The sequence below is a fragment of the Bradyrhizobium sp. MOS003 genome (genome assembly GCF_003020125.1).
In the GTDB taxonomy this organism is placed as follows: Bacteria; Pseudomonadota; Alphaproteobacteria; order Rhizobiales; family Xanthobacteraceae; genus Bradyrhizobium.
In genome coordinates this window covers 640,497-665,609 of sequence record NZ_PYFW01000002.1, presented here as the reverse complement: position 1 = coordinate 665,609, position 25,113 = coordinate 640,497, and the positions used below count along the sequence as shown (strand labels likewise).

At 64.7% G+C, this 25,113-nt stretch carries 18 protein-coding genes and 1 pseudogene; 9 read left to right on the top strand and 10 right to left on the bottom strand.

Features of this window, described 5'->3' with window-relative positions; all coding sequences use genetic code 11:
* Nucleotides 1-91: 91 nt before the first annotated feature.
* On the bottom strand, nucleotides 92-1,246 hold the full coding sequence (locus C7G42_RS13620) for an acyl-CoA dehydrogenase family protein (protein ID WP_106949445.1): 1,155 nt from the start codon (nucleotides 1,244-1,246) through the stop codon (nucleotides 92-94).
* Nucleotides 1,247-1,440: 194 nt separating this feature from the next.
* Here C7G42_RS13620 and C7G42_RS13615 point away from each other — a divergent pair, with 194 nt between their 5' ends.
* Entirely contained in the window at nucleotides 1,441-2,187 is a 747-nt protein-coding gene (locus tag C7G42_RS13615; protein WP_106949444.1) for a hypothetical protein, read from the top strand.
* Nucleotides 2,188-2,239: 52 nt separating this feature from the next.
* Here C7G42_RS13615 and C7G42_RS13610 read toward each other — a convergent pair whose 3' ends face one another.
* Both C7G42_RS13610 and C7G42_RS13605 read right to left on the bottom strand, forming a co-directional pair.
* A complete protein-coding gene (locus C7G42_RS13610) occupies nucleotides 2,240-3,781 on the bottom strand; it encodes an FAD-dependent monooxygenase (RefSeq protein WP_106949443.1) in 1,542 nt (513 codons plus the stop codon).
* Between the two features lie 214 nt (nucleotides 3,782-3,995).
* A complete protein-coding gene (locus C7G42_RS13605; protein ID WP_106949442.1) occupies nucleotides 3,996-5,237 on the bottom strand; it encodes an MFS transporter in 1,242 nt (413 codons plus the stop codon).
* Nucleotides 5,238-5,551: 314 nt separating this feature from the next.
* Here C7G42_RS13605 and C7G42_RS13600 point away from each other — a divergent pair, with 314 nt between their 5' ends.
* Together C7G42_RS13600 and C7G42_RS13595 are read left to right on the top strand one after the other, a co-directional pair.
* On the top strand, nucleotides 5,552-6,721 hold the full coding sequence (locus tag C7G42_RS13600; protein ID WP_245427692.1) for a serine hydrolase domain-containing protein: 1,170 nt from the start codon (nucleotides 5,552-5,554) through the stop codon (nucleotides 6,719-6,721).
* Nucleotides 6,722-6,866: 145 nt separating this feature from the next.
* Nucleotides 6,867-7,280 (top strand): SRPBCC family protein, encoded by a 414-nt coding sequence (locus C7G42_RS13595; RefSeq protein ID WP_106949441.1) that lies wholly within the window; start codon nucleotides 6,867-6,869, stop codon nucleotides 7,278-7,280.
* A 317-nt stretch (nucleotides 7,281-7,597) separates the two neighbouring features.
* On the opposite strand, the gene lepA is transcribed toward C7G42_RS13595, so the two are convergent.
* Nucleotides 7,598-9,409: a translation elongation factor 4 gene (lepA, locus tag C7G42_RS13585; RefSeq protein ID WP_106949439.1), complete on the bottom strand. Its 1,812-nt coding sequence runs from the start codon at nucleotides 9,407-9,409 to the stop codon at nucleotides 7,598-7,600.
* Between the two features lie 114 nt (nucleotides 9,410-9,523).
* Between lepA and C7G42_RS13580 the strand changes: the two genes are divergently transcribed.
* A complete protein-coding gene (locus C7G42_RS13580; protein ID WP_106949438.1) occupies nucleotides 9,524-11,149 on the top strand; it encodes a glycosyltransferase family 39 protein in 1,626 nt (541 codons plus the stop codon).
* A 123-nt stretch (nucleotides 11,150-11,272) separates the two neighbouring features.
* Here the strand turns inward: C7G42_RS13580 and C7G42_RS13575 are convergent, their stop codons facing one another.
* The 5 genes and pseudogenes from C7G42_RS13575 to C7G42_RS13555 all read right to left on the bottom strand — a co-directional run bounded on the left by C7G42_RS13575 (nucleotide 11,273) and on the right by C7G42_RS13555 (nucleotide 15,289).
* Nucleotides 11,273-11,590: an HPr family phosphocarrier protein gene (locus C7G42_RS13575; protein ID WP_106949437.1), complete on the bottom strand. Its 318-nt coding sequence runs from the start codon at nucleotides 11,588-11,590 to the stop codon at nucleotides 11,273-11,275.
* On the bottom strand, nucleotides 11,587-11,988 hold the full coding sequence (locus C7G42_RS13570; RefSeq protein ID WP_007597752.1) for a PTS sugar transporter subunit IIA: 402 nt from the start codon (nucleotides 11,986-11,988) through the stop codon (nucleotides 11,587-11,589). Before C7G42_RS13570 ends, C7G42_RS13575 begins: the two co-directional genes overlap by 4 nt.
* A 189-nt stretch (nucleotides 11,989-12,177) precedes the next feature.
* Nucleotides 12,178-12,645: pseudogene (locus tag C7G42_RS13565) on the bottom strand (HPr kinase/phosphorylase).
* Nucleotides 12,646-12,671: 26 nt separating this feature from the next.
* Nucleotides 12,672-14,468: a sensor histidine kinase gene (locus tag C7G42_RS13560; protein WP_199580883.1), complete on the bottom strand. Its 1,797-nt coding sequence runs from the start codon at nucleotides 14,466-14,468 to the stop codon at nucleotides 12,672-12,674.
* A gap of 119 nt (nucleotides 14,469-14,587) precedes the next feature.
* Nucleotides 14,588-15,289, bottom strand: coding sequence for a response regulator transcription factor (locus tag C7G42_RS13555; RefSeq protein ID WP_008542552.1), 702 nt, complete (start codon nucleotides 15,287-15,289; stop codon nucleotides 14,588-14,590).
* A gap of 240 nt (nucleotides 15,290-15,529) precedes the next feature.
* Here C7G42_RS13555 and C7G42_RS13550 point away from each other — a divergent pair, with 240 nt between their 5' ends.
* The 3 genes from C7G42_RS13550 to C7G42_RS13540 all read left to right on the top strand — a co-directional run bounded on the left by C7G42_RS13550 (nucleotide 15,530) and on the right by C7G42_RS13540 (nucleotide 20,839).
* Complete coding sequence (locus C7G42_RS13550) at nucleotides 15,530-16,279, top strand: HugZ family pyridoxamine 5'-phosphate oxidase (RefSeq protein ID WP_106949436.1); 750 nt, start codon at nucleotides 15,530-15,532, stop codon at nucleotides 16,277-16,279.
* Nucleotides 16,280-16,343: 64 nt separating this feature from the next.
* Nucleotides 16,344-18,938 (top strand): CHAT domain-containing tetratricopeptide repeat protein, encoded by a 2,595-nt coding sequence (locus tag C7G42_RS13545; RefSeq protein WP_106949435.1) that lies wholly within the window; start codon nucleotides 16,344-16,346, stop codon nucleotides 18,936-18,938.
* Between the two features lie 284 nt (nucleotides 18,939-19,222).
* Nucleotides 19,223-20,839, top strand: coding sequence for a phosphoenolpyruvate carboxykinase (locus C7G42_RS13540; protein WP_106949434.1), 1,617 nt, complete (start codon nucleotides 19,223-19,225; stop codon nucleotides 20,837-20,839).
* Nucleotides 20,840-20,991: 152 nt separating this feature from the next.
* Here C7G42_RS13540 and C7G42_RS13535 read toward each other — a convergent pair whose 3' ends face one another.
* Complete coding sequence (locus tag C7G42_RS13535; RefSeq protein ID WP_245427689.1) at nucleotides 20,992-22,044, bottom strand: helix-turn-helix domain-containing protein; 1,053 nt, start codon at nucleotides 22,042-22,044, stop codon at nucleotides 20,992-20,994.
* 169 nt (nucleotides 22,045-22,213) lie between these two features.
* Between C7G42_RS13535 and C7G42_RS13530 the strand changes: the two genes are divergently transcribed.
* Both C7G42_RS13530 and acmB read left to right on the top strand, forming a co-directional pair.
* On the top strand, nucleotides 22,214-23,854 hold the full coding sequence (locus C7G42_RS13530; protein WP_106949432.1) for a flavin-containing monooxygenase: 1,641 nt from the start codon (nucleotides 22,214-22,216) through the stop codon (nucleotides 23,852-23,854).
* Nucleotides 23,855-23,909: 55 nt separating this feature from the next.
* On the top strand, nucleotides 23,910-25,103 hold the full coding sequence (acmB, locus tag C7G42_RS13525; RefSeq protein ID WP_106949431.1) for a methyl acetate hydrolase AcmB: 1,194 nt from the start codon (nucleotides 23,910-23,912) through the stop codon (nucleotides 25,101-25,103).
* The last annotated feature ends 10 nt before the right edge of the window (nucleotides 25,104-25,113 follow it).

Sequence of the window (25,113 nt, the reverse complement as noted above, 5' to 3'; positions counted from 1 at the left end):
TCCTTTTGCATGACTCGATGCAGCCGGCGCATGGAGGGCCTGTTGCTCGTCGCGGGCATAGACAAAGCGTCGCAGCCGTTCTCGCCGGCGACTAGAGGGTTTCGGCAAGGATCGCCTTTCCCACGTCCTCATAATGCGTGTCGCGCGCCTGGATTTGCTGGGCGATCGCGTGCATGTCGCGAAACCGGCGTTCGAACGGGTTGCGGCGGAACACCGCGGTCGCGCCGGCCATGTGATAGGCGGTGTCGACCACCTTCGCCGATTGATGGATGGTCCAGGTCGCGGCCAGCCGTACCGCGCGGCGGTGCGCGGCGCTGAACCCGCCCGTCGCGGACAGGTCGCGCCACATCGCCGTGGCGGTCGTATAGAGATAGGCCCGCGCGGCGCGCAGATCGCCTTCGGTGCGGCCGATCAGCCCCTGCACCGCACCGTTGTCGCGCATCGCACTCGCCGTTAGCGAGGGATGCTTTCCTCGCGCCAGCGCGATGGCCGCATCCAGCGTGGCGCGCGCGACGCCGAGCGACACCGCGGCAAAGCCGAGGCTGAAGGCTGCACCGGTGCCGATCCGGTAGAGCGGTCCGGTCTCGCGCAAGCCGGATGGCACGTCGCGGAAAGCGGTGAAGCGCTCGGGAATGAGGAGGTCGTTCACCTCGTAGGAATCGGTGCCGGTGCCGGCGAGCCCGATCGCCTGCCAGACGTCGTGCAATGTCGCGCTGGCGGCGGGAAACAGAATCGTGCGCACCTCCGGCGAGCCGTCGGCATTCACGCGCGGTGTGCCGTCGGTCCTGAGGATGCGCACATGCGCGCCCAGCCAGCTCGCCTGCCGCGAGCCCGAGGCGAAATCCCAGCGTGCCGTGACGCGATAGCCGCCCTCGACCGCGCGCGCCTCATGCGCGATCGCTCCCCATGCGAGGATGCCGGGCGACGTGTTGAATATCTCGCGCGCGGTGTCGTGGTCGAGCGAGGCTGCGATCATCGCGCAGACCGTGCACTGGCCGAGGCACCAGGCCGTTGATGCATCCGCCTTCGCGATCTCCTCCAGCATCTGCATGAAGGCTTCAGGCGCGGCTTCCGCGCCGCCGAGGCTCTGCGGCAGCAGCGCACGATACAGCCCGTTCTCGAGCAGCGCCGCGACGACGGAAGGCGTCAGCCGCCGCGTCCGCTCGATCTCGTCCGCTTCGCGCGCGATCAGCGGCGAGATGGCGCGGGCACGTTCCGCGAGACCAGATCCGGGAAGCTCCGACATTCGCCTGTCCTCGCCTTCTTTCTGTCGTGAGCGCTGAAGTGAGATGGTGGTCTATTTGGCGGAGCGGTTCAAGGTGCGGGCATCGTCCCCCGCTCGGCGTGAAGGCCCGCCCGTGAACCTTGGCGGCGCGCCGCGCGACCAACAACCTCCGTCGCCGTCAACGGCACCGCGTATCGCGCCGGATGAGGTTGCCCATGTCGATCGTCCGAATCCTCATCGTTCTGCTCGCGCTTGCTTCGCCGGCGTTCGCACATGACGGCGCCCGTGATGCGGCCGCCGCAGGCGAGGCCGCGCGGATGTTCCGGGCCTATGTCGAAGGCGTGGCGAAAAAGGGAGGTCGACCCGACCTGACCCGGCCGGAGACCGCCGCGCAGCTCGGCCGCGTCTTCGATGTCGAGGCTCTGCAGGCGCTGCCGCCGGCGCAGGCGAGCGACATGGGCTGGCTGATGGACTGGATGGACGCGGCCAACGCGACCTGCAAGCTGTTCGCGCTGTATGGTACGCAGCCGGGGGCGCAGCCCGATCTTGCGACGCTCCAGCGCAACATGACCGATTATGGCGACCAGTACGCGGCGGCGATGAACTTCGTCATCCGCGGCATGGCGCGCGAGGCGGTTGCGGGCGAGTTGTTCATGGCGAGCCTCGCGCCGGAGCAGCGCACTCGCATCCGCGAGGAGGGGTTTACGGGCTTCCGCCGCAGCACCGCCGAATTCATTCTGACCACCGTCTGCGCGGCGATCCAGGGCGCGGGCAAATCCACCAACGCCCGCCTGGTCGCCGCCGCCATCCGCGACACCAGCGAGGTCTGGGCGAGCTTCCTGCTGCCGCAGGACCGCTCCCGCGTGCTCGCGCAGCTTGCCGACCTTCCCAGATGGGCCCCGGACGAGACGGCACGAACCGACCTCGCCGCGTTCACGGCCGCGCTACGCGCGGTGAATTGAGTGAAATCTTCACGGCCTCGGGCCGTAATCGATCCTGGCAGGCATTCGACCCTCAATCGGGTTGGCCGAACCACCGCGCAGCTGCGCGAGCCGCTGTCTCGATGTCCGGGTGCCCCTCGCTGACCCAGCCGACGACGCCGTCGGGGCGCACGAGCAAGGCGGTCAGGCCCAGTCGCTCCCTCGCGTCGCTCGCGACATAATCGATCCGCTTGCGCCAGCGCCGCGCAAGGGCTTGAAGCGACGGCCCGGCATCGAAGTCCAGCAGCAGCCCTCTTCCTGTCCTGAGCAACTCGCTTGGTCGCGTTCCATCGAACAATGCAAAGTCGGGCACGCTGCGCCCCACCAGTGGATGGTGCTCGCCAAGGTCATGGCGGAGACAGACGCCCCAGACCCGCTCGGCGAAATAGGTCGCGCCGTCGCGCGTGTCGATGAGATCGCGGATGATGGCTTCGAGCGCGCGCGAGCTTCGGCTGGGCCGCATGAGGGCGACCTGAGCGCGCGACCAGTCGAGGATTTGTGTGCCCACCGGCCGCCGCTCGGCCGCATAGGTGTCGAGCAGGGCGGCCGGCGCGTCGCCGCGAACGGTGGCGGCGAGCTTCCAGCCAAGGTTCATGGCATCGCCGAGGCCGAGGTTCAGGCCCTGGCCTCCCAGCGGCGAATGGATGTGCGCGGCATCGCCGGCCAGCAACACGCGGCCCGCGCGGTAGTCGGTCGCCTGACAGGCGCGATCGGTCCATGTGGTTGCGCGCAGCAGGCGCGTCACCGTGACATCGAGGCCCGAGACCTTGCGCAGCACCGTCTCGATCTGGTCGCGCTGCGGCTCGCTGCGGTGAGCCATGCCGCCGTCGAAATCGACCATCGCGATCGTGCCGGGTGCCGCATAGGTGTACATGCCCGACGCCGTGTAATGGCGGCCTGGTTTGAGCGCGGCCGTATCGGCCAGCTCGATCTGCGCCGAATAGCCGGTGAACTCGGCATCGGTGCCGATGAAACCAATGCCGGCTGTCTTTCGCACAAGGCTGCGCCCGCCGTCGCAGCCAACGAGCCAGCGGCCTCGCACCGTTCCGCCGCCTGCGGCAACGGTGACGTCATCGTCTGATTGCGCGAGAGACTCCACGCCGCAGCCGCGCCGGATCTCGACGCCGAGCGCCGCGGCACGGATCGCGAGCACCGTCTCGATGCTCGCCATGTCGGCCGCGACGCTGCCGATCTGGCCCGTCAAGCGGTGGGGCCATTGCGTGCCGTCGATCTGATCCTGGAAGAACTGGATGCCGGCGAAATGTCCGCCCGGGTTGCGCTGCTCCTGCATCCAGTGCGCAGCCGCCGGCACGTCACGGCTGGGCACACGGAGCTTGAGATCATTCAGCAGATCGCGGCGGTCGAAGCTCTCGATGGTGGGTACCGAAAGACCACGCAGCCCGAACGGCAGGCGCTTGAGCGGCGAGTGCGGATCTTGCGCCTTCTCGAGCACCAGCACCGAACAGCCCGCAAGCCGTAACTCGCAAGCCAGGAAAAGCCCGACGGGACCGGCGCCGGCGACGATGACGTCATAAAGGACAGGGACGGGATCTAGTGCAGGGTCGGGGGTTTGCATGAACGGCTCCGTTGTCGAGACTCGACCGGAGCGTTTCCCGACCTGGGAGCCTCACGGACGAACGATGGGCCGCTTGAACAGCGACCGTTGTTCGTCGTGGGGATCCCTGGCGCGAGGCCAAAGACCAGAGCTTTCGTTACCGAAAGGACTTGGGCTTACCAGACCAAGTCTGCCTTTTCCGACGCGGCCATTTAGCGTCGGGATCGCGGCTTCGTCAACGGGTGGGGAGTGCCGATGACTCCGGCTCGCGACCGGAACCGAATGACACCCCACGTCTGGTCGGGAAGCTCAGCGCCACCGCGACGGCGGCGAGCCCGATCGCGAACGAGCCGGCGTGCAGCCACGTGTAGCGCTGGAAATTGTCGAACACGAGTCCGCCGGCCCAGGGCCCGAGCGCCATGCCGAGGCTGGCGAATGCCGACACCGCGCCGAACACGGTCCCCATGATGCGCGCGCCGAAGAATTCGCGAACCAGCACCGCATAGAGCGGCATCACCCCGCCATAGGCGAGGCCGAACACCACCGACAGCGCATAGAATTCGCCGAGCTGCGCCACGGCGAGATAGGTCGCGATGCACATCGCCTGCACGAACAGTCCGCCGACCAGCACCGGCTTTGCGCCGATGCGATCGGCCGCCGCACCCAGAAGCAGGCGGCCGCCGAGGCCTGAGACGCCGGCGACGCTGTAGACCGTCACCGCCGTGAGCGGGGCGATGCCGCACACCATGGCATAGGACACCATGTGGAAGATCGGACCGGAATGCGCCGCGCAGCAGGCGAAATGCGCCGCCGCGAGCGCGATGAATTGTGGCGTGCGCAGCGCCTGCGCCGCAGTCAGTTCGACTTCCGGTGCGGCGTCTGCATTCGCGTTGCCTGGTGCGGCCGGTGCCGGACGCACCAGGAAGCAGGCGGGGATCAGCAGCGCCCATGCGGCGATGCCGATCACCAGCATCGCGGTGCGCCAGTCATAGGCCGTGATCAGCCAGCTTGCGGTCGGCGCGATCGTCACCGGCGACACGCCCATGCCGGCCGAGACCAGCGCCACCGCAAGGCTGCGGTTCTTTTCGATCCAGGCGCTGGCGAGTGCCATCATCGGCGCATAGAAGCTGCCCGCGGCAATTCCGATAAGCGTGCCGAAGAAAAGCTGGAACTGCCACAAGTGTGCGGCCTGGCTTGCGGCCACGAGACCGAGGCCCAGCAAGATGCTTCCCGAAAGGACCACGATGCGGGTGCCAAACCGGTCCGACAGCGTGCCCCAAAAAAATGCGGCAACGCCCATGCAAAGGAAATCCAGCGTTGCCGCCGCCGACACGCCGGCGCGCGACCAGCCCATCGATTCCGAGATCGGCTGCAGAAACACCGCCAGCGACAGCATCGTGCCGAACCCGACACAGGTCATCAGCGCGCCCGCGGCGACCACGACCCAGCCATAGTCGAAGCGTGATGCCTTGCTCATGCGTTTCCTCTGCGCTCTTGGTATGTTTTGATGGTGCGCGCTGGGATGGTGGCGCATCCGACGGCGGAGGGCAAGGCGGGACGGGCGGAATGCTGACACCGTCTGGCTCCGATGCTAGCATGCTCTGCGACGTTGTTCTCTTGAAGCGCACACGCAAAGCAACGCGTGAGGAAGCAAGTCCAATGACATTGGAAGCGCTCTGCAAACTGCGTGCTTGCTGCAGGTTTTTCATCCCTGTCATTTTCGCCGCCGCGGTTGCAGTGCCGCTTGCAGGCGCACAGGACAGCCGAAGCCCTCCCGACGAGCCGGGGCCGGTGTTTTCGGACAGCGGCCCCGACGCCGAACTCTACGGCAAGGCGTCCGGCTATCCGACCGGCACGCGGGGAGCGACCAACGAGCTCGACAAGCTGGTCGGGGCCTACAGCCATTTCGGCGACATCTATCCGTCGCGCCGGGTCGGCCGCGCCGCGACGCCCTGGTCGTTCAAGCGCGCGCCGGAGCCGACGATCGCCTACAGTTTCGATAACCAGCGGCTGAGCATCGCGGACTATCTCAAGCGCAACCCGGTGACGGGATTGTTGATCGCCAAGGACGACACGATCCTCTACGAGCATTATCAATATGCCCGGACCGACCGAGACCGCTTCCTGTCGCAGTCCATGGCCAAGACGCTTGTGGCCATGCTGGTGGGAATCGCGGTCTCCGAGGGGCGGATCAAGTCGATCGACGATACCGTCTCCACCTATGTGTCGGGCCTCGCAGGAACGGAATATGGCGGCACGTCCATTCGCGCCTTGTTGAACATGTCGTCGGGCGTGGAATTCTCTGAAGTCTACGACGGCAGGGACGACATAGCCCGGCTTGGACGCGCGCTGTTCGTCGGTGAGCCGAAAGACCCCGCATCCGTCGTCGCGCAATTCAACACGCGGTCAACGCCGCCGGGGACCAAATGGCACTACGCCAGCGTAGAGACCGAGATCCTCGGCCTGGTGCTGCGCTCGGCGACCGGCGCGCCGCTGGCTCACTATCTCCACGATCGCATCTGGAGCGCCATCGGCACCGAAGCGGATGCGTCGTGGGCGATCGACGGCAGCGGGCAGGAGATTGCATTCTGCTGCTTCAACGCCACCTTGCGCGACTATGCGCGGTTGGGCCGTTTGCTTGCAAACGACGGCGCCTGGGAAGGTCGTCAATTGATCCCCCGGCAATGGCTGCTCGATGCCACGACCGTCAGACCCGGGGATGATCATCTCGCGCCACGCGTGGCCACACCCTATTTTGGCTACGGCTATCAGGTTTGGCTCCTTCCGGGCGAGCAGCGCAGATTTGCCCTGCTCGGCATCCGCGGTCAGGTCATCCTGGTCGATCCGGTCTCCAGGCTCGTCATGGTGCACACCGCCGTTCGCCAAAAGCCGTCCGAGCCGGGAAGCCTCAGGGAACCGCTCGCGTTGTGGTCCGCCGTGCTTCAACAACTCGGGAAATGATCTGACGGCACCCCAAGCCCGGAAATTCGACGGACCATGTCGGCACCGGCGGGTTTTGATCGTCCTTTGTTGGACACGTTCTGCAGGGGCGAGGACGGCCCCGACCGTCGCCTCGACCGCCAAAAATTGAATTGGAGCAATGCCCATGAGGATCACCGTCGAAACCAGCGTCGCAGCCCCGATCGACCAGGTCTGGCAGGCCTACACGACGCCCGCCGACATCGTGAAATGGAACGCGGCCTCCGACGATTGGCATACGACCAGGGCGACGGTCGATCTGCGGGAAGGCGGCGCCTTCTCGTCACGGATGGAAGCCAAGGACGGCAGCATGGGTTTCGACTTCGCGGGCACCTACACGAAGATCGTCACGCATAAGCGGATTGAATATATGCTCGGCGACCGCAAAGCCGAGGTCGAGTTCGTGCCCGGCCCGAACATTGTCGTGGTCCGCGTCGTGTTCGATGGCGAGGCGACGCATTCGGTCGAGCAGCAGCAGGCTGGCTGGCAGGCGATCCTCGACAATTTCAAGCGATACGTCGAGGCGAAGCAGAGCGCGTGATCGCAACGAGCTGCTGACCTGACGGAGACTGCATCAATCACGCAGCGACGATGTCATCATCCCCCTGTTTTGCCCGACAGTGCAAACCGGCCTCGCAAGATCAAAAAAGCTGAATGCCGCCAAGGGGTCGGCTACTGTGCATGGGGTTGTTTTCGCAATTTTTGCTTTGGCCGCGGCTAGCAGGTCGGACAGGACCCATCCAGCTTCATCGTCATGGCCGGGCTTGACCCGGCCATCCACGTCTCCGACAAGCCCCAAAACGTGAATGCCCGGGACGAGCCCGGGCATGATGGTGATTGTCGATCGAAGGCCCTGCCTCAGCTATCCACCTTCAGCGCGGCAATGAAAGCTTCCTGCGGGATGTCGACCTTGCCGAACTGCCGCATCTTCTTCTTGCCTTCCTTCTGCTTCTCCAGAAGCTTGCGCTTGCGCGTGATGTCGCCGCCGTAGCACTTTGCGGTGACGTCCTTGCGCAGCGCGCGAACCGTCTCGCGGGCGATCACCTTGCCGCCGATCGCCGCCTGGATCGGGATCTGGAACATGTGCGGCGGGATCAGGTCCTTCATCTTCTCGACCATGGCGCGGCCGCGCCCCTCCGCACGTGTGCGGTGGACCAGCATCGAGAGCGCGTCGACCGGCTCGTTGTTGACGAGGATCTGCATCTTGACCAGATCGGCCGGCTTGTAGTCGGTGAGATGATAGTCGAACGAGGCGTAGCCCTTGGAGACCGATTTGAGGCGGTCGTAGAAGTCGAACACCACTTCGTTGAGCGGCAGGTCGTATTTCACCATCGCGCGCGAGCCGACATAGGTCAGCTCCTTCTGCGAACCGCGGCGGTCCTGGCACAGCTTCAGCACGCTGCCGAGATATTCGTCGGGGGTGAGGATCGTGGCCTCGATCCAGGGCTCCTGGATCTCCGCGATCTTGACCACGTCGGGCATGTCGATCGGATTGTGGATCTCGATCTCGGTGCCGTCGTTGAGCTTCATCTTGTAGATGACGCTCGGCGCCGTCGCGATCAGATTGAGATCGAACTCGCGCGACAGCCGCTCCTGGATGATCTCCAGATGCAGCAGGCCGAGGAAGCCGCAGCGGAAGCCGAAGCCGAGCGCGGCGGAGGTTTCCATCTCGAACGAGAAGCTGGCGTCGTTGAGGCGCAGCTTGCCCATCGCGGCGCGCAGCGTCTCGAAGTCGTCGGCATCGACCGGGAACAGGCCGCAGAACACCACGGGGATCGCCGGCTTGAAGCCCGGCAGCATCTCGGTGACGGGCTTCCGGTCGTCGGTGATGGTGTCGCCGACGCGGGTGTCGGCCACTTCCTTGATGGCGGCGGTGATGAAGCCGATCTCGCCGGGGCCGAGCTCGTCGACCTGTGTCATCTTCGGCGTGAAGAAGCCGACACGCTCGATGTCGTAGGCTGCACCGGTGCCCATCATGCGCACCCGGCTGCCCTTCTTCATGACGCCGTCGACGACGCGGATCAGAACGACCACGCCGAGATAGACGTCGTACCAGCTGTCGACCAACAGCGCCTTCAGCGTCGCGTCGCGGTCGCCCTTCGGCGGCGGCAGGCGGGTGACGATGGCTTCCAGCACGTCGGGGACGCCGAGGCCGGTCTTGGCCGAGATCATCACCGCGTCCGAGGCGTCGATGCCGATGACGTCCTCGATCTGCTGCTTGACCTTCTCGGGCTCGGCGGCAGGAAGGTCGACCTTGTTCAGGACCGGCACGATCTCGTGATTGTTGTCGAGCGCCTGGTAGACGTTGGCGAGCGTCTGCGCCTCGACGCCCTGGCTGGCATCGACCACCAGCAGGGAACCTTCGCACGCCGCCAGCGACCGCGAGACTTCGTAGGCGAAGTCGACATGGCCGGGCGTGTCCATCAGGTTGAAGATGTAGTCCTTGCCGTCCTTGGCCTTGTACGCGAGGCGCACCGTCTGCGCCTTGATGGTGATGCCGCGCTCGCGCTCGATGTCCATGGAATCGAGCACCTGCTCCTTGCCCGCCATCTCGCGGTCGGAGAGGCCGCCGGTCATCTGGATCAGGCGGTCGGCCAGCGTCGATTTGCCATGGTCGATATGGGCGACGATGGAGAAATTGCGGATGTTGGAAATGGGGACGGTCGTCATGGGCGCGGGATACCACTCACATCCCCGTGCGGCAACCATATTGCTGTAATTTCAGGGCCTTTCTTCACGCCAAGCTGATTCCACGAATGCCCAAAACGCGCTAGGCAAGCGCCCATGTCGACCACTGCTTTGACCGCCGCCAGAACCCGCACGAAGGCCCGCCTGAGCTTTGGCCGCTTCCGGGCTTGGCTGGTTGCCTGCGCGGTCCGCCCCGAGGCGAGATTGTGGCTGGTGATCCAACTCGCCATCCTGCACGCGGTGCTCTGGACCTTCATCCTGATCAATCTCAAGGCAGCGCAGGACGTTCACATGGACGTTGCGGAAGCCTATGGCTGGGGCCAGAAATTCCTCTGGGGCTACGGCAAGCATCCGCCGCTGTCGGGCTGGGTCGCCGGGCTCTGGTTCACGGCGTTTCCGGCCGCGGACTGGGCGACCTATGCGCTGGCGATGACTACGGTCAGCGCCGGCATGGTGATCTGCTGGCTCGTCGCGATGCGCGTGGTGGATGCGCGGCGCGCGTTCCTGGTCGTGGTGATGGCCGCGCTCTACCCAATCTTCAATTTCAAGGGCTTCAAGTACAACCCGGATCTGCTCCAGCTGGTCACGCTCCCGCTGCTGGTGCTCGCTTATCTCAACGCGTTCGAGAAGCGCAGCTGGCAGTCCGGACTCCTGCTCGGGCTTGCCGGCGCGCTGGCGCTGATGACCAAATATTGGGTGCTGACCATGATCGGCGCCATCGGGCTTGCCGCGCTGCTCCATCCGGAGCGGATGAGATTTTTGGGTTCGCCGGCGCCGTGGGTCGCGATTGCGACGATGGTCGTGGCGATGATCCCGCACGTGGTCTGGCTGGCGGATGCGCATTTCGTGCCGCTGACCTATGCCGGCGACACCTACAGCCTCGCGGACACCGGCCAGGTGCATCAGCTCGTCACCGGCTACATGCTGCACAATGCCGGACTTCTGGCGCTGCCGGTGGCGCTCGCCGCGCTGGCGATGGCGCTGGTGCCGCCGTGGTTCACATTGCTGCTGCGCGCACCCCTGCGCATCGTCACGCGCGCCTGGGCGCGCGGCGCCAATCCGGGCGTCAACGTCTCGCAGGCGCTGAACGTGTGGATGATCCAGATCATCGTCGCACTCGGCCCCCCGCTCGGCGCGCTGGTCTTCGGCGTCTACCTGAAGACCGATTGGGGCATCTCGCTGTTCTTCCTGGTGCCGCTCGCGCTGGTCGCGATTCCCACGTTGCGGGTGCAGGGCGCGGCGCTGTTCAACATCGCCGCGATCTGGCTCGTGCTCAGCGTTGCCACGCTCGCCGCCTCGCCCTGGATCGCCGCGCGCGAGATGACGGCCAATGCCGGCAACACGGCGACCTATGGCGCGCGCTCCGAGCTCGCACGCGAGCTGACCCAGGCCTGGCACGCGCGCTTCGCCTCGCGCTGGGCGGTCGTTGCGGGGACGATGGAGACGATCCAGCCGATGGTGTTCTACAGCCCGGATCATCCGGCCGCGTTCACGCCGAACGAGGCCTGGGGGTCCGGGCTGACCTCGCTCGACGACGCCAAAAGATACGGCTTCATCGCCGTGTTCGATGCGACCGACGAGCGCCTGCCCAAATTCGAGAAATGGGTTTCGGAGGTCGCGCCGAACGCCGAGCGCATCGTCATGACCACGCGCCGCTTCACCCACGGCAAGCCCGGCCCGGCGATGAGCTGGAACGTCTTCATCGCGCCGCCGGGGAAGTGAATGACGGTCTCGTAGGGTGGGCAAAGGCGCGTTAGCGCCGTGCCCGCCATCTTTCGGCAATCGTGATACGCGTGGGCACGCTTCGCTTTGCCACCCTACGGCACGGAGCACTTGGCGAGGGACCTAAATCCCTTCCTCGTTGAACTTGCTTTCAACGAGCTCGGTGATGGCCGCGAGCGCGGCTGTCGCGTCGGTGCCGGCGGCGGCCACGGTGATCGTGGTGCCCGGTCCGGCGGCAAGCATCATCAGGCCCATGATCGAGGTGCCGCCGACGGTCTCGCCGCCGCGCGTCACCCAGACCTGCGCATCGAAGCGCTCGACCGCCTGGACGAATTTCGCTGAGGCCCGCGCATGAAGGCCGCGCTTGTTGATGATCAGGAGGTCCTTGGAGATCGCGCCCGCGGGCACGCCTGTCCCCGCTTGTGGCGCCTCGTCGCTCATTTGCCGGCGAGCACGCGGCTGGCAATGGTGACGTATTTGCGGCCCGCTTCCTGGGCCATCGCGATCGCATCGGGTAGCGGACGCTCTTCGCGGACCTTGGCGAGCTTCACCAGCATGGGCAGGTTGATGCCCGCCAGCACCTCGACCTTGGGCCGGCTCATGCAGGATATTGCGAGGTTCGACGGCGTGCCGCCGAACATGTCGGTGAGGATCGCAACGCCGTCGCCGGAATCGACGCGATTAACCGCCTCGATGATGTCGCTTCGGCAGAGATCGGAATCATCTTCGGCGCCGATCGTGATCGCTTCGATTTGCTTTTGTGGGCCCATGACATGTTCAAGCGCTGCCTTGAATTCGTCGGCAAGGCGCCCGTGGGTCACAAGTACTAGACCAATCATCGGAAAACTCCCGCGGGCGCTTTTGGTGCACCGCACGAACGCGCCACTTTGACCATCCAGAGCCCCCGCGCAAGGGGGGATGTTGCGTATCTCCCTGAATCTAGACGGATGGATAAGGGGAGCTGCGCCGGTCTATTCGGTCGCGATAGTGGGGTTCATATGGTTACCATTTCCCTTCAAACAATCGCCTCAAGGGTTAGTCGAAGGTTAACTCTTGGTAGTGGTCAAGGCCGCGACAACCAGCGGGAGGGGCGAATAGTCGCGGCCAACCGGGATTCGCGGTAATTCGACACCGGAAATACTGATTTTCAGGGATTTGGTCGGCGGCAGGCGCTCCGCGTCGGCGGCATCCAGATCGACCACGAGACCGACGGTCGCATGCTCCACGAAGTCGCAGCGGCGGATCCCGAGTCCCCGGATCTCGATCAGGCCGGCCAATACCGGCGCGGGGCGGACCTCAATTTCATCGCCGACTGTCGCCAGATGGACACGGTCGTCCCCGACCAGAACGGCCGTTTCGATCACGCCCGAGCGTCCCGCCATGATCAAATCGAAGGCAAGGCGCGACTTGCCGGAGCCGGAGGGACCGCGGATCAGCACCGCCAGACGTCCGACCTTGACCGCGGAGGCGTGAACGCTGGGCCCGCTTTCGTTCAGGCTGCCTTGGTTCAGGCGACCTTGGCTCATAGCGCCGGCAGCCGCACCACGAAGCGCGCGCCTGCGACCGTCGGCACGCCCTCGTCATCCGGCGGGCCTGCGCGGTTCTCGGCCCAGATGCGCCCGCCATGGGCGTCGACGATCTGCTTGGAGATCGACAGGCCGAGGCCGGAGTTCTGGCCAAAACCCTGATGCGGACGATCGGTGTAGAAGCGCTCGAAGATGCGCTCCACCGCGTCGTCGCGAATGCCGGGGCCGTCGTCGTCGACCACGATCTCGATCTCACCGCGCGCGCGGCGGCAGGTGAGGCGCACCTTGCTGCCGGGTTCCGAGAACGACTGCGCGTTGGAGAGCAGGTTGGAGACCACTTGCCCGAGCCGTGAATCGTGACCGGTCACGGCGAAGGCGTCGGTCGGGCTGCGGCCCTCGAAGCGGGTCTCGACCGCGACGTCGTGGCCGAGCTTGGTCTCGTTGGCGACGGACACCAGCGTCGTCAGCAGGCGGCGCAAATCGACCGGGATCGCATCCTGGCGCTGCAATTCGGCATCGAGGCGGCTGGCATCGGAGATGTCGGAGATCAGGCGGTCGAGCCGCTTGACGTCGTGCTCGATCACCTCGAGCAGACGCGCGCGGCTGTTCTCGTTGCGCGCCAGCGGCAGCGTCTCGACCGCCGAGCGCAGCGAGGTCAGCGGGTTCTTCAATTCGTGGGCGACATCGGCGGCGAACATCTCGATCGCCTCGATCCGGCTGTACAGCGCGCTGGTCATGTCGCGCAGCGCGCCGGAGAGATGGCCAATCTCGTCGCGGCGGCGGGTGAAATCGGGAATCTCGATGCGGGCCTTGATGCGGCGGCGGACGCTCTCGGCGCTGTCGGCGAGCCGGCGCACCGGACCTGCGATCGTGCTCGCGAGCAGCAGCGACAGCATGATCATGACGGCGGCCGCGACGCCGCCGACTTTCAGGATGGCGAGGCGTTCGGCAGTGACCATCTGGTCGATGTCGTCGCCCTGGGTCGACAGCATCAGCGCGCCGTGGATCGCGCGCGAGCGCAGCACGGGGACCGCGACCGAGACGATCACCTCGCCGCGGGCATTGACCCGCACCATCGAGCGCTTCTGGCCCTGGAGCGCATCGCCCACCTCGGCATAGCCGTTGCCGTTCTCGGGGCCGAGCTCGCGATAGAGCGGCAGGTCGCCGCGGTTCAGCCAGGTGCGCACTGCGACCATGCCGCGCTCGACGAAGCCGGGCTTCTCGGCCGGCGGCGGCAGGTCGAGGCGCAGCACGTTTTCGAGGTTGCGGCTGTCGAGCAGCAAGCTGCCGTTCGGATCGTAGATGCGCGCGCGCGTCTTGGTCGGCGAGATCAGCGTGCGCAGCACCGGCGCCACGCGCTCCGGATTGATCGGGAAGTCCAGCGGCGAATATTCGTCCGGGCCGCCATAGGTCTCGCCCGGCTTGAGGTCGAGCAGCCGGTCGGGATCGATGGTGATGGCGTTGGTCTGCACCGTGGCGGAGGCCGCGATCGCGCCGGCGATGATCTCGGCCTGCACCAAAAGGCTCTGCGCCCGCGCGTCGATCAAGCCGGCGCGAAATTGCGACAGATAGAGGATGCTCGCCACCAGCGCGACGAGGCCGGCGAGGTTGAGCGAGACAATGCGGCGGGTCAGGCTGGAGAAGGACAGCGCGAAGAAGAATTGCCCGGCGCGCTTGAGCCAGTTCAGCGGTCGGAAGCCCCGCGGCTTGTCTTCGACGACGTGCTCGGAAACGCCGTCGGATGCGATATCCCCGGCGCTCTGGTTCTCATCAGGCTGCGTTCGGTCCAGCAATGCTTACGCCCGCGTTAGGACAGCTCGTGGCAATCGTCCCCGCATCCTAGAGCCATCCCGGTCGTGATGGAATCAGAACCGGCGATGCTCTCAGTTCTTCGTGAAGGAGCCTTGCGCCCTCAGGCTTCCTTGAAGCGGTAGCCGACGCCGTAGAGCGTCTCGATCATCTCGAACTCGTTGTCGACCACCTTGAACTTCTTGCGCAGCCGCTTGATGTGGCTGTCGATGGTGCGGTCGTCGACATAGACCTGATCGTCATAGGCGGCGTCCATCAGGGCGTTGCGGCTCTTCACCACGCCGGGCCGGGTCGCCAGCGCCTGCAGGATCAGGAATTCGGTGACGGTCAGCGTCACCGGCTCGTTCTTCCACGTGCAGGTATGCCGTTCCGGATCCATGCGGAGCAGGCCGCGGTCGAGCGCCTTGGCGTCGTTCTCCTTGGGCGCGACGGTCGGATCCTTCGGCGCCGAGCGGCGCAACACCGCCTTGACGCGCTCGACCAGCAGGCGCTGCGAGAACGGTTTGCGAATGAAATCGTCGGCGCCCATCTTGAGGCCGAACAGCTCGTCGATCTCTTCGTCCTTGGAGGTCAGGAAGATCACCGGCAGGTCGGACTTTTGCCTGAGGCGGCGCAGCGTCTCCATGCCGTCCATGCGCGGCATCTTGATGTCGAGGATGGCTAGATCGGGCTGGGTGGTGCGGAAACCGTCGAGCGCGGAAGCGCCGTCGGTGTAGGTCATGATGCGATAGCCTTCGGCCTCCAGCGCGATCGAGACGGATGTGAGAATGTTGCGGTCGTCGTCGACCAAAGCGATTGTGGGCATGAGCCTCTGCTTTCTGCTGTCCGTTTGGGTCGTGGCTTAAAACGGCGAGCAATCCACTGATGCGCCGAATACATGGGTGCCGAATTGGCGTTCGAACCTTGTCACCGAGCAATGCAAGCTGGGCTGAAGTGTGACCAAGTTCCACGAAACACGGCAGATTCGCCGCATGTCGACCCATAACCAGACCCTCGTTTACCCGAAAAAAGGCCTCCCTTGCAACCACCTGATCCGAGAAAGCCGATGCAACCGACTCCTGATTTCGACCCCGGAAAGCTGGCCAGATCCCTGCTGCGTCGCTCGCGGCAGGCGGCGCTGGCAACCCTCATGGCCGGCAGCGGCGACCCCTATTGTTCCCTGGTCAATCTGGCCAGCCATCCCGACGGCTCGCCCATCCTGCTGATCTCGGGCCTTGCTGTGCATACGAGGAACATCCTGGCAGATAGCCGGGTCTCGCTGATGCTGGACGAGCGGGCCGCCGGCGATCCGCTGGAGGGCGCCCGGATCATGCTGTCCGGCCGGGCGGAGCGGGCTGATGCCGACAAGGATTTGCTCCAGCGGCGGTATCTCAATGCGCATCCGTCGGCGGAAGCCTTTGTTTCTTTTAAGGATTTCTCATTTTTCCGGATCCGCCCGACGGGAACCCATCTGGTTGCCGGCTTCGGCCGGATCGTCGACCTCCAGCCCGCGCAGTTCCTCACCGACCTCACCGGCGCCGAAGATCTACTGGCGGCGGAGGAGGGAGCTGTCGCGCATATGAATGCCGATCATCGCGACGCCATGGGCCTCTATGCGACCAAGCTCCTCGGCGCTGCCGCGGGTGACTGGCGCTGCACCGGCTGCGATCCGGAAGGCCTCGACATGCAGGACGGCCAGACCGCGCTGCGGTTGGACTTCCCGGAGCGGGTGACGGACGGCACATCGCTGCGCAAGATGCTGGTGCGTCTGGCTGGCGAAGCGCGCATGAAGGTGGACCAGAACGCAAAGAATTGAACGCCGCGACCCATCGCTGCGACCCAAGACGGTCAGGTCTTAAGGCTCGCAGCGAGAAGGGTTCATGACGCGTCGTCGTTTCGCATTGGCTGCGGGTCTGGCACTCGCGATCACTACGTCGTTTGCCGCGCCGGGCTTCGCCCAGAAGGGCGATCTGTCAGCGCAGAGCGCGCGCATCAATGCACTCCGCAGCGCCGGCAAATATTCCGAGGCACTGCCGCTGGCCCAGGCCATGGTGACCTCGCTCGAGAATACCAGCAACAACCGCGATCTTGCCGCCGCGCTCAACAATCTCGGGCAGATCCACGCCGACCAGGGCCACGACGATCAGGCCGAACCGCTCTACAAGCGGGCCATTGCGTTGATGGAGAAGGGGACCGGTCAGGGCACCGTCGAGATCGCGCCGCTCCTGAATAATCTGGCGGCGCTCTATCAGCGGCAGAGCCGCTTCTCCGAAGCCGAGCCGCTATTCAAGCGCGCGCTGGCCGTCAGCGAAAAGAACCTGTCGCGCGAGCATCCCGATGTCGGCCGTGCTCTGAACAACCTCGCCACGCTCTACGTGAAGCAGGAGCACTTTGCCGACGCCGAACCGCTGTTTCAGCGGGCGCTGGCGATCTATCAGAGGGCCGCCGGGCCCGAGCATCCCGCGGTCGCCACCGTCCTGAACAATATCGGCCAGGTCGATCGCGACCTCAACCGCGACGCCGATGCCGAGGCGCCGATCAAGCGCTCGCTTGCGATCCGCGAAAAGGTGCTGGGGGCGGATCATCCCGACGTGGCGCGCTCGCTCAACAATCTCGCCGGGCTTTACGAGCACCAGCAGCGCTATGCCGAGGCCGAGCCGCTCTATCGCCGCGCGCTGTCGATCCGCGAGCGTGCGCTCGGACCCGATCATCCCGATGTCGCGACCTCGACCGGCAATCTCGCCAATTTCCTTCAAGTGGCGGGCCGGACCGCCGACGCCCTCCCGTTCGCGGAGAAGACGCTTGCCGGCAATCGCGCGCAGTTGCGTGTCGTGCTGCCTGTTCTGTTCGCCGCGCGGCAGCAGGCACTGCTGACGAGCGACAAGGCGCTCGACGACGGGCTCGCCGCGATCCAGCGCGGCACGCAATCGTCCGCGGCCTCTGCCGTGAACAAGCTCGCGGTGCGAATGGCCGCCGGCAGCGACCGGCTCGCCGAGCTGGTGCGCCGCGATCAGGATCTCGCGGCCGAGGCCGAGGCGCTCGACAAGGCGATCATCGCCGCGGTGTCGAAGCAATCGGCGCAGCGCGACGTCGCAGCCGAGCAGCGCAGCCGCGCGCGGATCGCCGCGATCGCGAACGAGCGCGCGGGCTTGCAGAAGACGCTCGCGCTCGAGTTTCCCGACTACGCCTCGCTCTCCAACCCGCTGCCGCTGGCGGTGAAGGACATCCAGCCGCTGCTGTCGGCTGACGAGGCGATGGTGATCTTCTCCGTCGTCGACAAGCAGAGCTATGTCATCGCGATCACGCGCGACGGCGCCGACTGGAAGGAGATCTCGCTCGGCGCCGACGCGATGGCGCGGAAGGTGTCGGCGTTCCGCAGGGGGCTGGATGTCGGCAAGGCCCGCGATGCCTCCGGCAAATCGGGGCTGTTCGATCTCGCGCTCGCCAACGAGCTCTATGTCGCGCTGCTCGGCCCGGTCGAGGCGCTGACAAAGGACAAGCGCAATCTGCTGGTCGTGCCGTCCGCGGCGCTGACCGCCTTGCCGTTTCATCTACTCGTGACAGAGAAGCCGCAGGCTGCGATCCCGGACCGGCTCGAAGGTTATCGCGACGCGGCCTGGCTGCTGCGGCGTCAGGCCGTCTCGGTGCTGCCCTCGGTGATCTCCCTGAAATCCCTGCGCGCCTTCGCCCGCAGGGATCAGGGCGTGAAGCCAATGACCGGCTTCGGCGATCCCGTCTTCAACCCCGCAGCCGAAGGACCCGCCGACCGTCGCGCCGCAGGCGGCAAGGTTGCGGCGCGCAGCATTGCGACGGTTGCCTATACCGATTTCTGGCGTGGCGCGGGCGTCGACCGCGCGCGGCTTGCGCAGGCGCTGCCGCAGTTGCCCGATACCGCCGATGAACTGAATGCCGTGGCAAGAGACGTCGGTGCTACTGACGCCGACATCCATCTCGGACGCGACGCCAGCGAAACGACGCTGAAGCGTGCAGCGCTTGCTCAATACGGCATCATCTACTTTGCGACCCACGGTCTCGTTGCCGGCGACGTCAAGGGATTGGGCGAGCCCTCGCTCGCGCTGTCGATTCCCGATCGGCCGTCGGAGCTCGACGACGGTCTTCTGACCGCGAGCGAGGTGGCCCAGCTCAAGCTCAACGCCGATTGGGTGGTGCTGTCGGCCTGCAACACCATCGCCGGCGCCAAGCCCGGCGCCGAAGCGCTGTCGGGATTGGCGCGCTCGTTCTTCTACGCAGGAGCCCGCGCGCTGCTGGTCTCGCATTGGGCCGTGGATTCGGAAGCCGCCACCCGCCTCACCACATCGACGTTCGAGCTGCTCAAGAACCAACCGAAAATCGGCCGTGCCGAAGCCTTGCGTCGCGCCATGTTAACCTTTGTTGATGACACCTCCTCGCCCCGTAACGCCTATCCCGCGATGTGGGGACCTTTCGCACTGATCGGCGAAGGTGAGGTACGATAAGCCGGCAGCCGGATTGTGCGTCGCAAAAAACCCTGATCAACGTCGAATTTCGCGTTTGGTTGCGCGATCATCTTGTATTTTGTGGTGCAGATGCTCAGAGCTGACATGCGCGACGTTTGGCGCGGTCCTTGAATAAACCAAATCCTGCGGGATCGGCTTGGCAACGCCAGCGTTCATGATTATTAGGTCGTTCAGCCGAGGCCGAATGGCCCTTTCATCACGGTGACTGCGATGGCGCTCAAACTTGGTCGCGCTGAATGTCGCGGGTTCTAGGAGGATTTTTCGTGCAAGAGACGGGCGTGCGCAACGGTGCCTTCGGCGCCGACAAATTCGGCTTAAAGAATCTCAAGCAGGTTCACTGGAACCTCGGTGCGCCGCAGCTCTATCAATACTCGCTCGCTGCGGGCGAGGCGGTGCTGTCCTCTGACGGCGCGCTCTGCGCCGACACCGGTGAGTTCACCGGGCGCAGCCCGAAGGACAAGTTCACGGTGCGTGACGCCACCACCGATAAGAAGATGTGGTGGGCCGGCAACCAGTCCATCACCGCAGAGCAGTTCGAGACGCTCTATCAGGATTTCCTCAAGCACGCCGAAGGCAAGAAGCTGTTCGCGCAGGATCTCTACGGCGGCGCCGACCCGGCCTACCGGATCAAGACGCGCGTCTTCACCGAGCTCGCCTGGCACTCGCTGTTCATCCGCACGCTCTTGATCCGCCCCGAGGCGATCGAGCTGTCGACCTTCGTGCCGGAGCTCACCATCATCGACATGCCGAGCTTCCGCGCCGATCCGAAGCGCCACGGCTGCAAGTCGGAGAACGTCGTCGCGATCGATTTTGCCCGCAAGATCGTCCTGATCGGCGGCTCCTATTATGCCGGCGAGATGAAGAAGTCGGTCTTCACTACACTGAACTATTATCTGCCCGAGCGCGGCGTGATGCCGATGCATTGCTCGGCCAATGTCGGCGCCAAGGGCGACACCGCGATTTTCTTCGGCCTGTCGGGCACCGGCAAGACCACGCTCTCGGCCGATCCCAACCGCACGCTGATCGGTGACGACGAGCACGGCTGGGGCCCGAACGGCGTCTTCAATTTCGAGGGCGGCTGCTATGCCAAGTGCATCAAGCTGTCGCAGGAAGCCGAGCCGGAGATCTATGCCGCGAGCACGCGCTTCGGCGCGGTGCTGGAGAACTGCGTGCTCGACGAGGACACCCGCGTGGTGGATTTCGACGACGGCTCCAAGACCGAGAACACGCGTTCGGCCTATCCGCTCGACTTCATCCCGAACGCTTCGCGCACCGGCCGCGCGCCGCAGCCGAAGAACGTGGTGATGCTCGCCGCCGACGCCTTCGGCGTGCTGCCGCCGATTGCAAAACTTTCGCCGGCGCAGGCGATGTATCACTTCCTGTCCGGCTACACCGCCAAGGTCGCCGGCACCGAGCGCGGCTTGGGCTCCGAGCCACAGCCGGAATTCTCGACCTGCTTCGGCTCGCCCTTCCTGCCGCTCGACCCCAGCGTCTACGGCAACATGCTGCGTGACCTCATTGCCCAACACAATGTCGATTGCTGGCTGGTCAACACCGGCTGGACCGGCGGCAAGTACGGCGTCGGCTCGCGCATGCCCATCAAGGTGACGCGCGCGCTGCTCACCGCCGCGCTCGACGGCTCGCTTCGCAACGTCGAATTCCGCACCGACAAATATTTCGGCTTCGCGGTCCCGACCGCACTGCCCGGCGTGCCCGCCGAGATCCTCAACCCGGTCAACACCTGGAAGGACAAGGACGAGTTCGACAAGACGGCCCGCGCGCTGGTCGGCATGTTCCAGAAGAACTTCGCCAAGTTCGAGGCCCAGGTGGATGCCGAGGTGCGCGCCGCCGCGCCGGAGGTCAAGCTCGCGGCGGAGTAAGTTTTCGCGGGACGTGAGTGACGAGGAAGGGCGGCTCGATCAGCCGCCCTTTCTTTTTGCGGCCGGGGCCTCGTCAGGCTGCCTGGCTTCAATGTTTCGCCCTCCCCCCCGGCGTGGCCGCTGCTTCGGCGGCCCAGTGATGGCGGGTCCGGCTAGCCTGTGCATTGCTTGCGATATTCTGCGGGCGTCGCACTCATGTGCCTGCGAAAAATCCGGTTGAGATGGCTCTGGTCGGAGAACCCGCTCAGCAGGGCGATCTCCTTCAATGCGAGCCGGTCCTTGCGCAGATGCTCGCAAGCGCGTTTCACCTTGCGCGTGAGGACGTAGGCGTGCGGACGCATGCCATAGTGCACCTGGAACTTGCGGGTGAACTGCACCGGCGTGCAGTTGCAGATGTTGGCCAGTTCGTCGAGCGTGATGTTCCGGAAGATGTTCTGCTCGATATAGTCCTCGATCATCCGCGCATGTGCCGGCCTAAAGCGCCCTTGCGCGCAGGGCAGCTTGAACTGCACCGAGGCATATTTTCGCAGGATGTGGACGCTCGCCTGAAGTGCCATCGCGTCGTAGCAGAGCCGGCCACCCGGACCTCCTGCGGAAACTTCCTGCACCATCTGGTCAGAGATCCAGGTCAGGACCGGATCCTCGATCCTGAGCAGATCATGAAGCTCGACACTTTCGGTGTCCTGGTCAAAAGCCTCGCTTGCGGTCTTCGCCATGAGATCAGGCGAGATGTAGAAATGACTGACCTCGACGTCATGACACCATCGCCAGTTCGAAGCTTCCGCGCGCGTCAGGAGCGTCGTGACACCGCGGCCGACCTGATCCTGCTTCCAGGATCCGGTCACGCGGCGGTTCATCGCCGTCGTGCCTTCGCGATAAATCACGATCAAAAAGTTTTCGGACGGCGGCACCCAGATATCGGATGGCCCATAGCGGAACACGCGGAGCCGAAAATCGGCTTTGCCCACCGCTGAACTGTCCAACATCATTTCGCCGGGAGCATAGCGTGGCAGCTCCTCGACCGTGATGAACTGCCCCATCGCGCGAGCCTCCTCCCTGGAGTTTTGGCGTGGTCGGCTGCTTGTTGTTCTCGTTGGCCGATCAGCAAGGCAGAGCATAGGCCGGATTTGCCATTTGCCAAGCGCGCTCGAGCAGGGTCGGCGCCGAGTTCCGGCTTCATTCAAAGGATTGTCGGTTTTGTTCAAGCCGGGAGCGCAGCCCGCCTCATAGCCTCCCTCGCGTTCCCTGCGATTGCGGAAGAACGGTGAAAAGCCGCAGGCAACCGCAGGACCGACGAATGACGCGATGCACGATCATCCGATCACACGACGGGTGGGGAAGGCCGCGCGCTCTAGAAAGACCCGGGAGGGAAAAATGGCAGAAGCGGCGACCAATCTCAACGGAAGCAACGGCGCGCAGGTAACGGCGAAATTCGACGCGGTGGTTGTTGGAGCCGGCGTCGCCGGGCTCTATCAGCTCTACCGTTTGCGCGAACAGGGATTGAAGGTCAGGGCGATTGACGCAGCTGCAGGCGTAGGCGGCACCTGGTATTGGAATCGCTATCCTGGCGCCCGCTTCGATTCAGAGAGCCACATCTACCAGTATCTGTTCTCCGAGGAACTCTACAAGGGATGGAGCTGGAGCGAGAAATTTCCCGGCCAGCCGGAGATCGAACGCTGGCTCAACTACATCGCCGACAGCCTCGATCTGCGCAAGGACATCCAGTTCGGGACGATCGTCAAAAGCGCCCATTTCAACGAAGCCACACAGCGCTGGCTGGTCACGACCGACAGGGGTGACGTGATCGATACCCAGTTCCTGATCACCTGCTGCGGCATGCTCTCCGCGCCTTACGTATCGTTTCCGGGACAGGAGACGTTCAAGGGGCAACTGTTCCACACGGCGCGCTGGCCCAGGGAGCCGGTCGAATTCGGCGGCAAGCGCGTCGGCGTTATCGGCAACGGCGCAACCGGCATCCAGGTCATCCAGACCATCGCCGGCGAGGTCGGTCATTTGAAAGTGTTTGTTCGCACGCCGCAATACATGATTCCGATGAAGAACCCCAAGTACAGCAAGGAAGACGCGGAGGCCTACAAGTCGAAATTCCAGCACCTCACGGAGCGCCTGCCACATACCTTCACCGGATTCGAATACGATTTCGAGCACGCTTGGGCCGGACTGACGCCGGAGCGGCGCCGGGAGGTGATCGAGGATTGCTGGAACGACGGCTCTCTGAAGCTATGGATATCGTCCTTCGCCGAGTTGTTCTTCGACGCCGAGGTCAACGCCGAAATCTCGGACTTCGTGCGCGAGAAGATGCGCGAACGACTGAAGGATCCAAAGCTGTGCGATGCCCTGATTCCGGCCGACTACGGTTTCGGGACGCATCGGGTGCCACTGGAGCAGAACTTTCTCGAAGCCTTCCATCGCCCCAATGTCGAGATCGTCAGCGTCAAGGCCAATCCGATCGAACGCGTGACACCCACGGGTATCCAGACCGCGGACGGGACGATCCACGAGCTCGACGTCATCATTCTGGCGACCGGATTCGACGCCGGTACCGGCGCGTTGACACGCATCGATATCAGGGGCCGCGGCGAGCGGTCGCTGAAGGAGGATTGGAGCAAGGATATCCGCACCACGATGGGCCTGCAGGTTCACGGCTATCCGAACCTGTTCACGACCGCGGTGCCGCTGGCCCCGTCGGCTGCGCTCTGCAACATGACCACCTGTCTCCAGCAGCAGGTCGAATGGATCGACGATTGCATCAGGTTCGTGCGTGCAAAGAACCTGAAGGTGGTTGAGCCGACCAAGGATGCCGAAGACGGATGGGTGGCGCATCACGATGAGACCGCCAACGCGACGCTGATCGCGAAGACCAATTCCTGGTACCTGGGCTCGAACGTCGAAGGCAAACCGCGCCGCGTACTGTCCTATTGCGGGGGCGTCGGCGCCTATCGGCAGAAATGCGACGAGGTCGCTGCCAGCGGCTACCAGGGCTTTACCATGAGCTGAGTGCTCGCAAGGCGCTGCATCGACGGAATTCATTCAATACAACGGGAGGACAATCATGAGCACGAATTTCGGTGCTGCCGCAGACGCCGTTCTCGACGGCGTCGTCACGTCCACGCCGCGTGTGCCCGGCGTCGTCGCGATGGTGACGAACCGCGATCGCAACATCTACGAAGGCGCAGCTGGGAAAAGGCGTCTCGACCAGCCAGCCGGGATGACGACAGACAGCATCTTCGCCATCTTCTCCACGACCAAGGCGATCACCGGCACGGCCGTGCTGCAACTGGTGGAAGAGGGCAAGCTCGATCTCGACGCACCGGCCAAGCGCTACGCTCCGGACATCGGCAAGCTCCAGGTCATCGAGGGCTTCGATGCCGCGGGTGAGCCGATGCTGCGGGCGCCCAAGCGGGACATCACCACGCGGATGCTGATGACGCATACCGCCGGCCTCAGCTACGACTTCATCAACCGCACCTACAACCGCCTGGCCGAGGAGAAGGGGCAGCTCAGCGTCATCACCGCTTCCAAAGCCTGCCTGATGACGCCGCTGCTGTTCGATCCGGGCGAGCGTTGGGATTACGGCACAAATCTCGACTGGTGCGGCCAAATCGTCGAGGCCATCACCGGGCGCCGGCTTGGAGAGGTTTTCAAGACGCGCATCTTCGAGCCGCTCGGAATCGGAAGCATGACCTTCGAGTTGACCGACGCCATGCGCAGCAAGCTGGCGGGCATCCACGCGCGCGGCGCCGACGGCTCGTTGACGCCGATGGATTTCGAGCTCCCCGCCGAGCCTGAAGTGCACATGGGTGGCCACGGCCTTTACGGCACGGTCGGCGACTACATGCGCTTCATCCGGATGTGGTTGAACGACGGCGCTGGCGAGCATGGCCGCGTGTTGAAGGCGGAGACCGTGCGCATGGCGGAGAAGAACCATCTCGGAGACAAGAAGGTGACACCGATCACCGGCGTCATCCCGGCGCTGTGCAATGATGCCGAGTTCTTCCCGGGTCAATCGAAGTCCTGGGCACTCTCGTTCATGATCAACGACCAGGAAGCACCCACCGGGCGTCCCGCCGGCGCCCTCGGCTGGGCGGGCCTTGCCAATCTGTTCTATTGGATCGACCGGCAGAACGGGGTCGGCGGGTTCTGGGCCACGCAGATTCTCCCGTTCGGCGATCCAACGTCGTTCATCGGTTACATGAATTTCGAGACGGCGTTTTATCAGAGCCTGAGGCAGCGAATGGCAAGTTAGGAACCCCGGC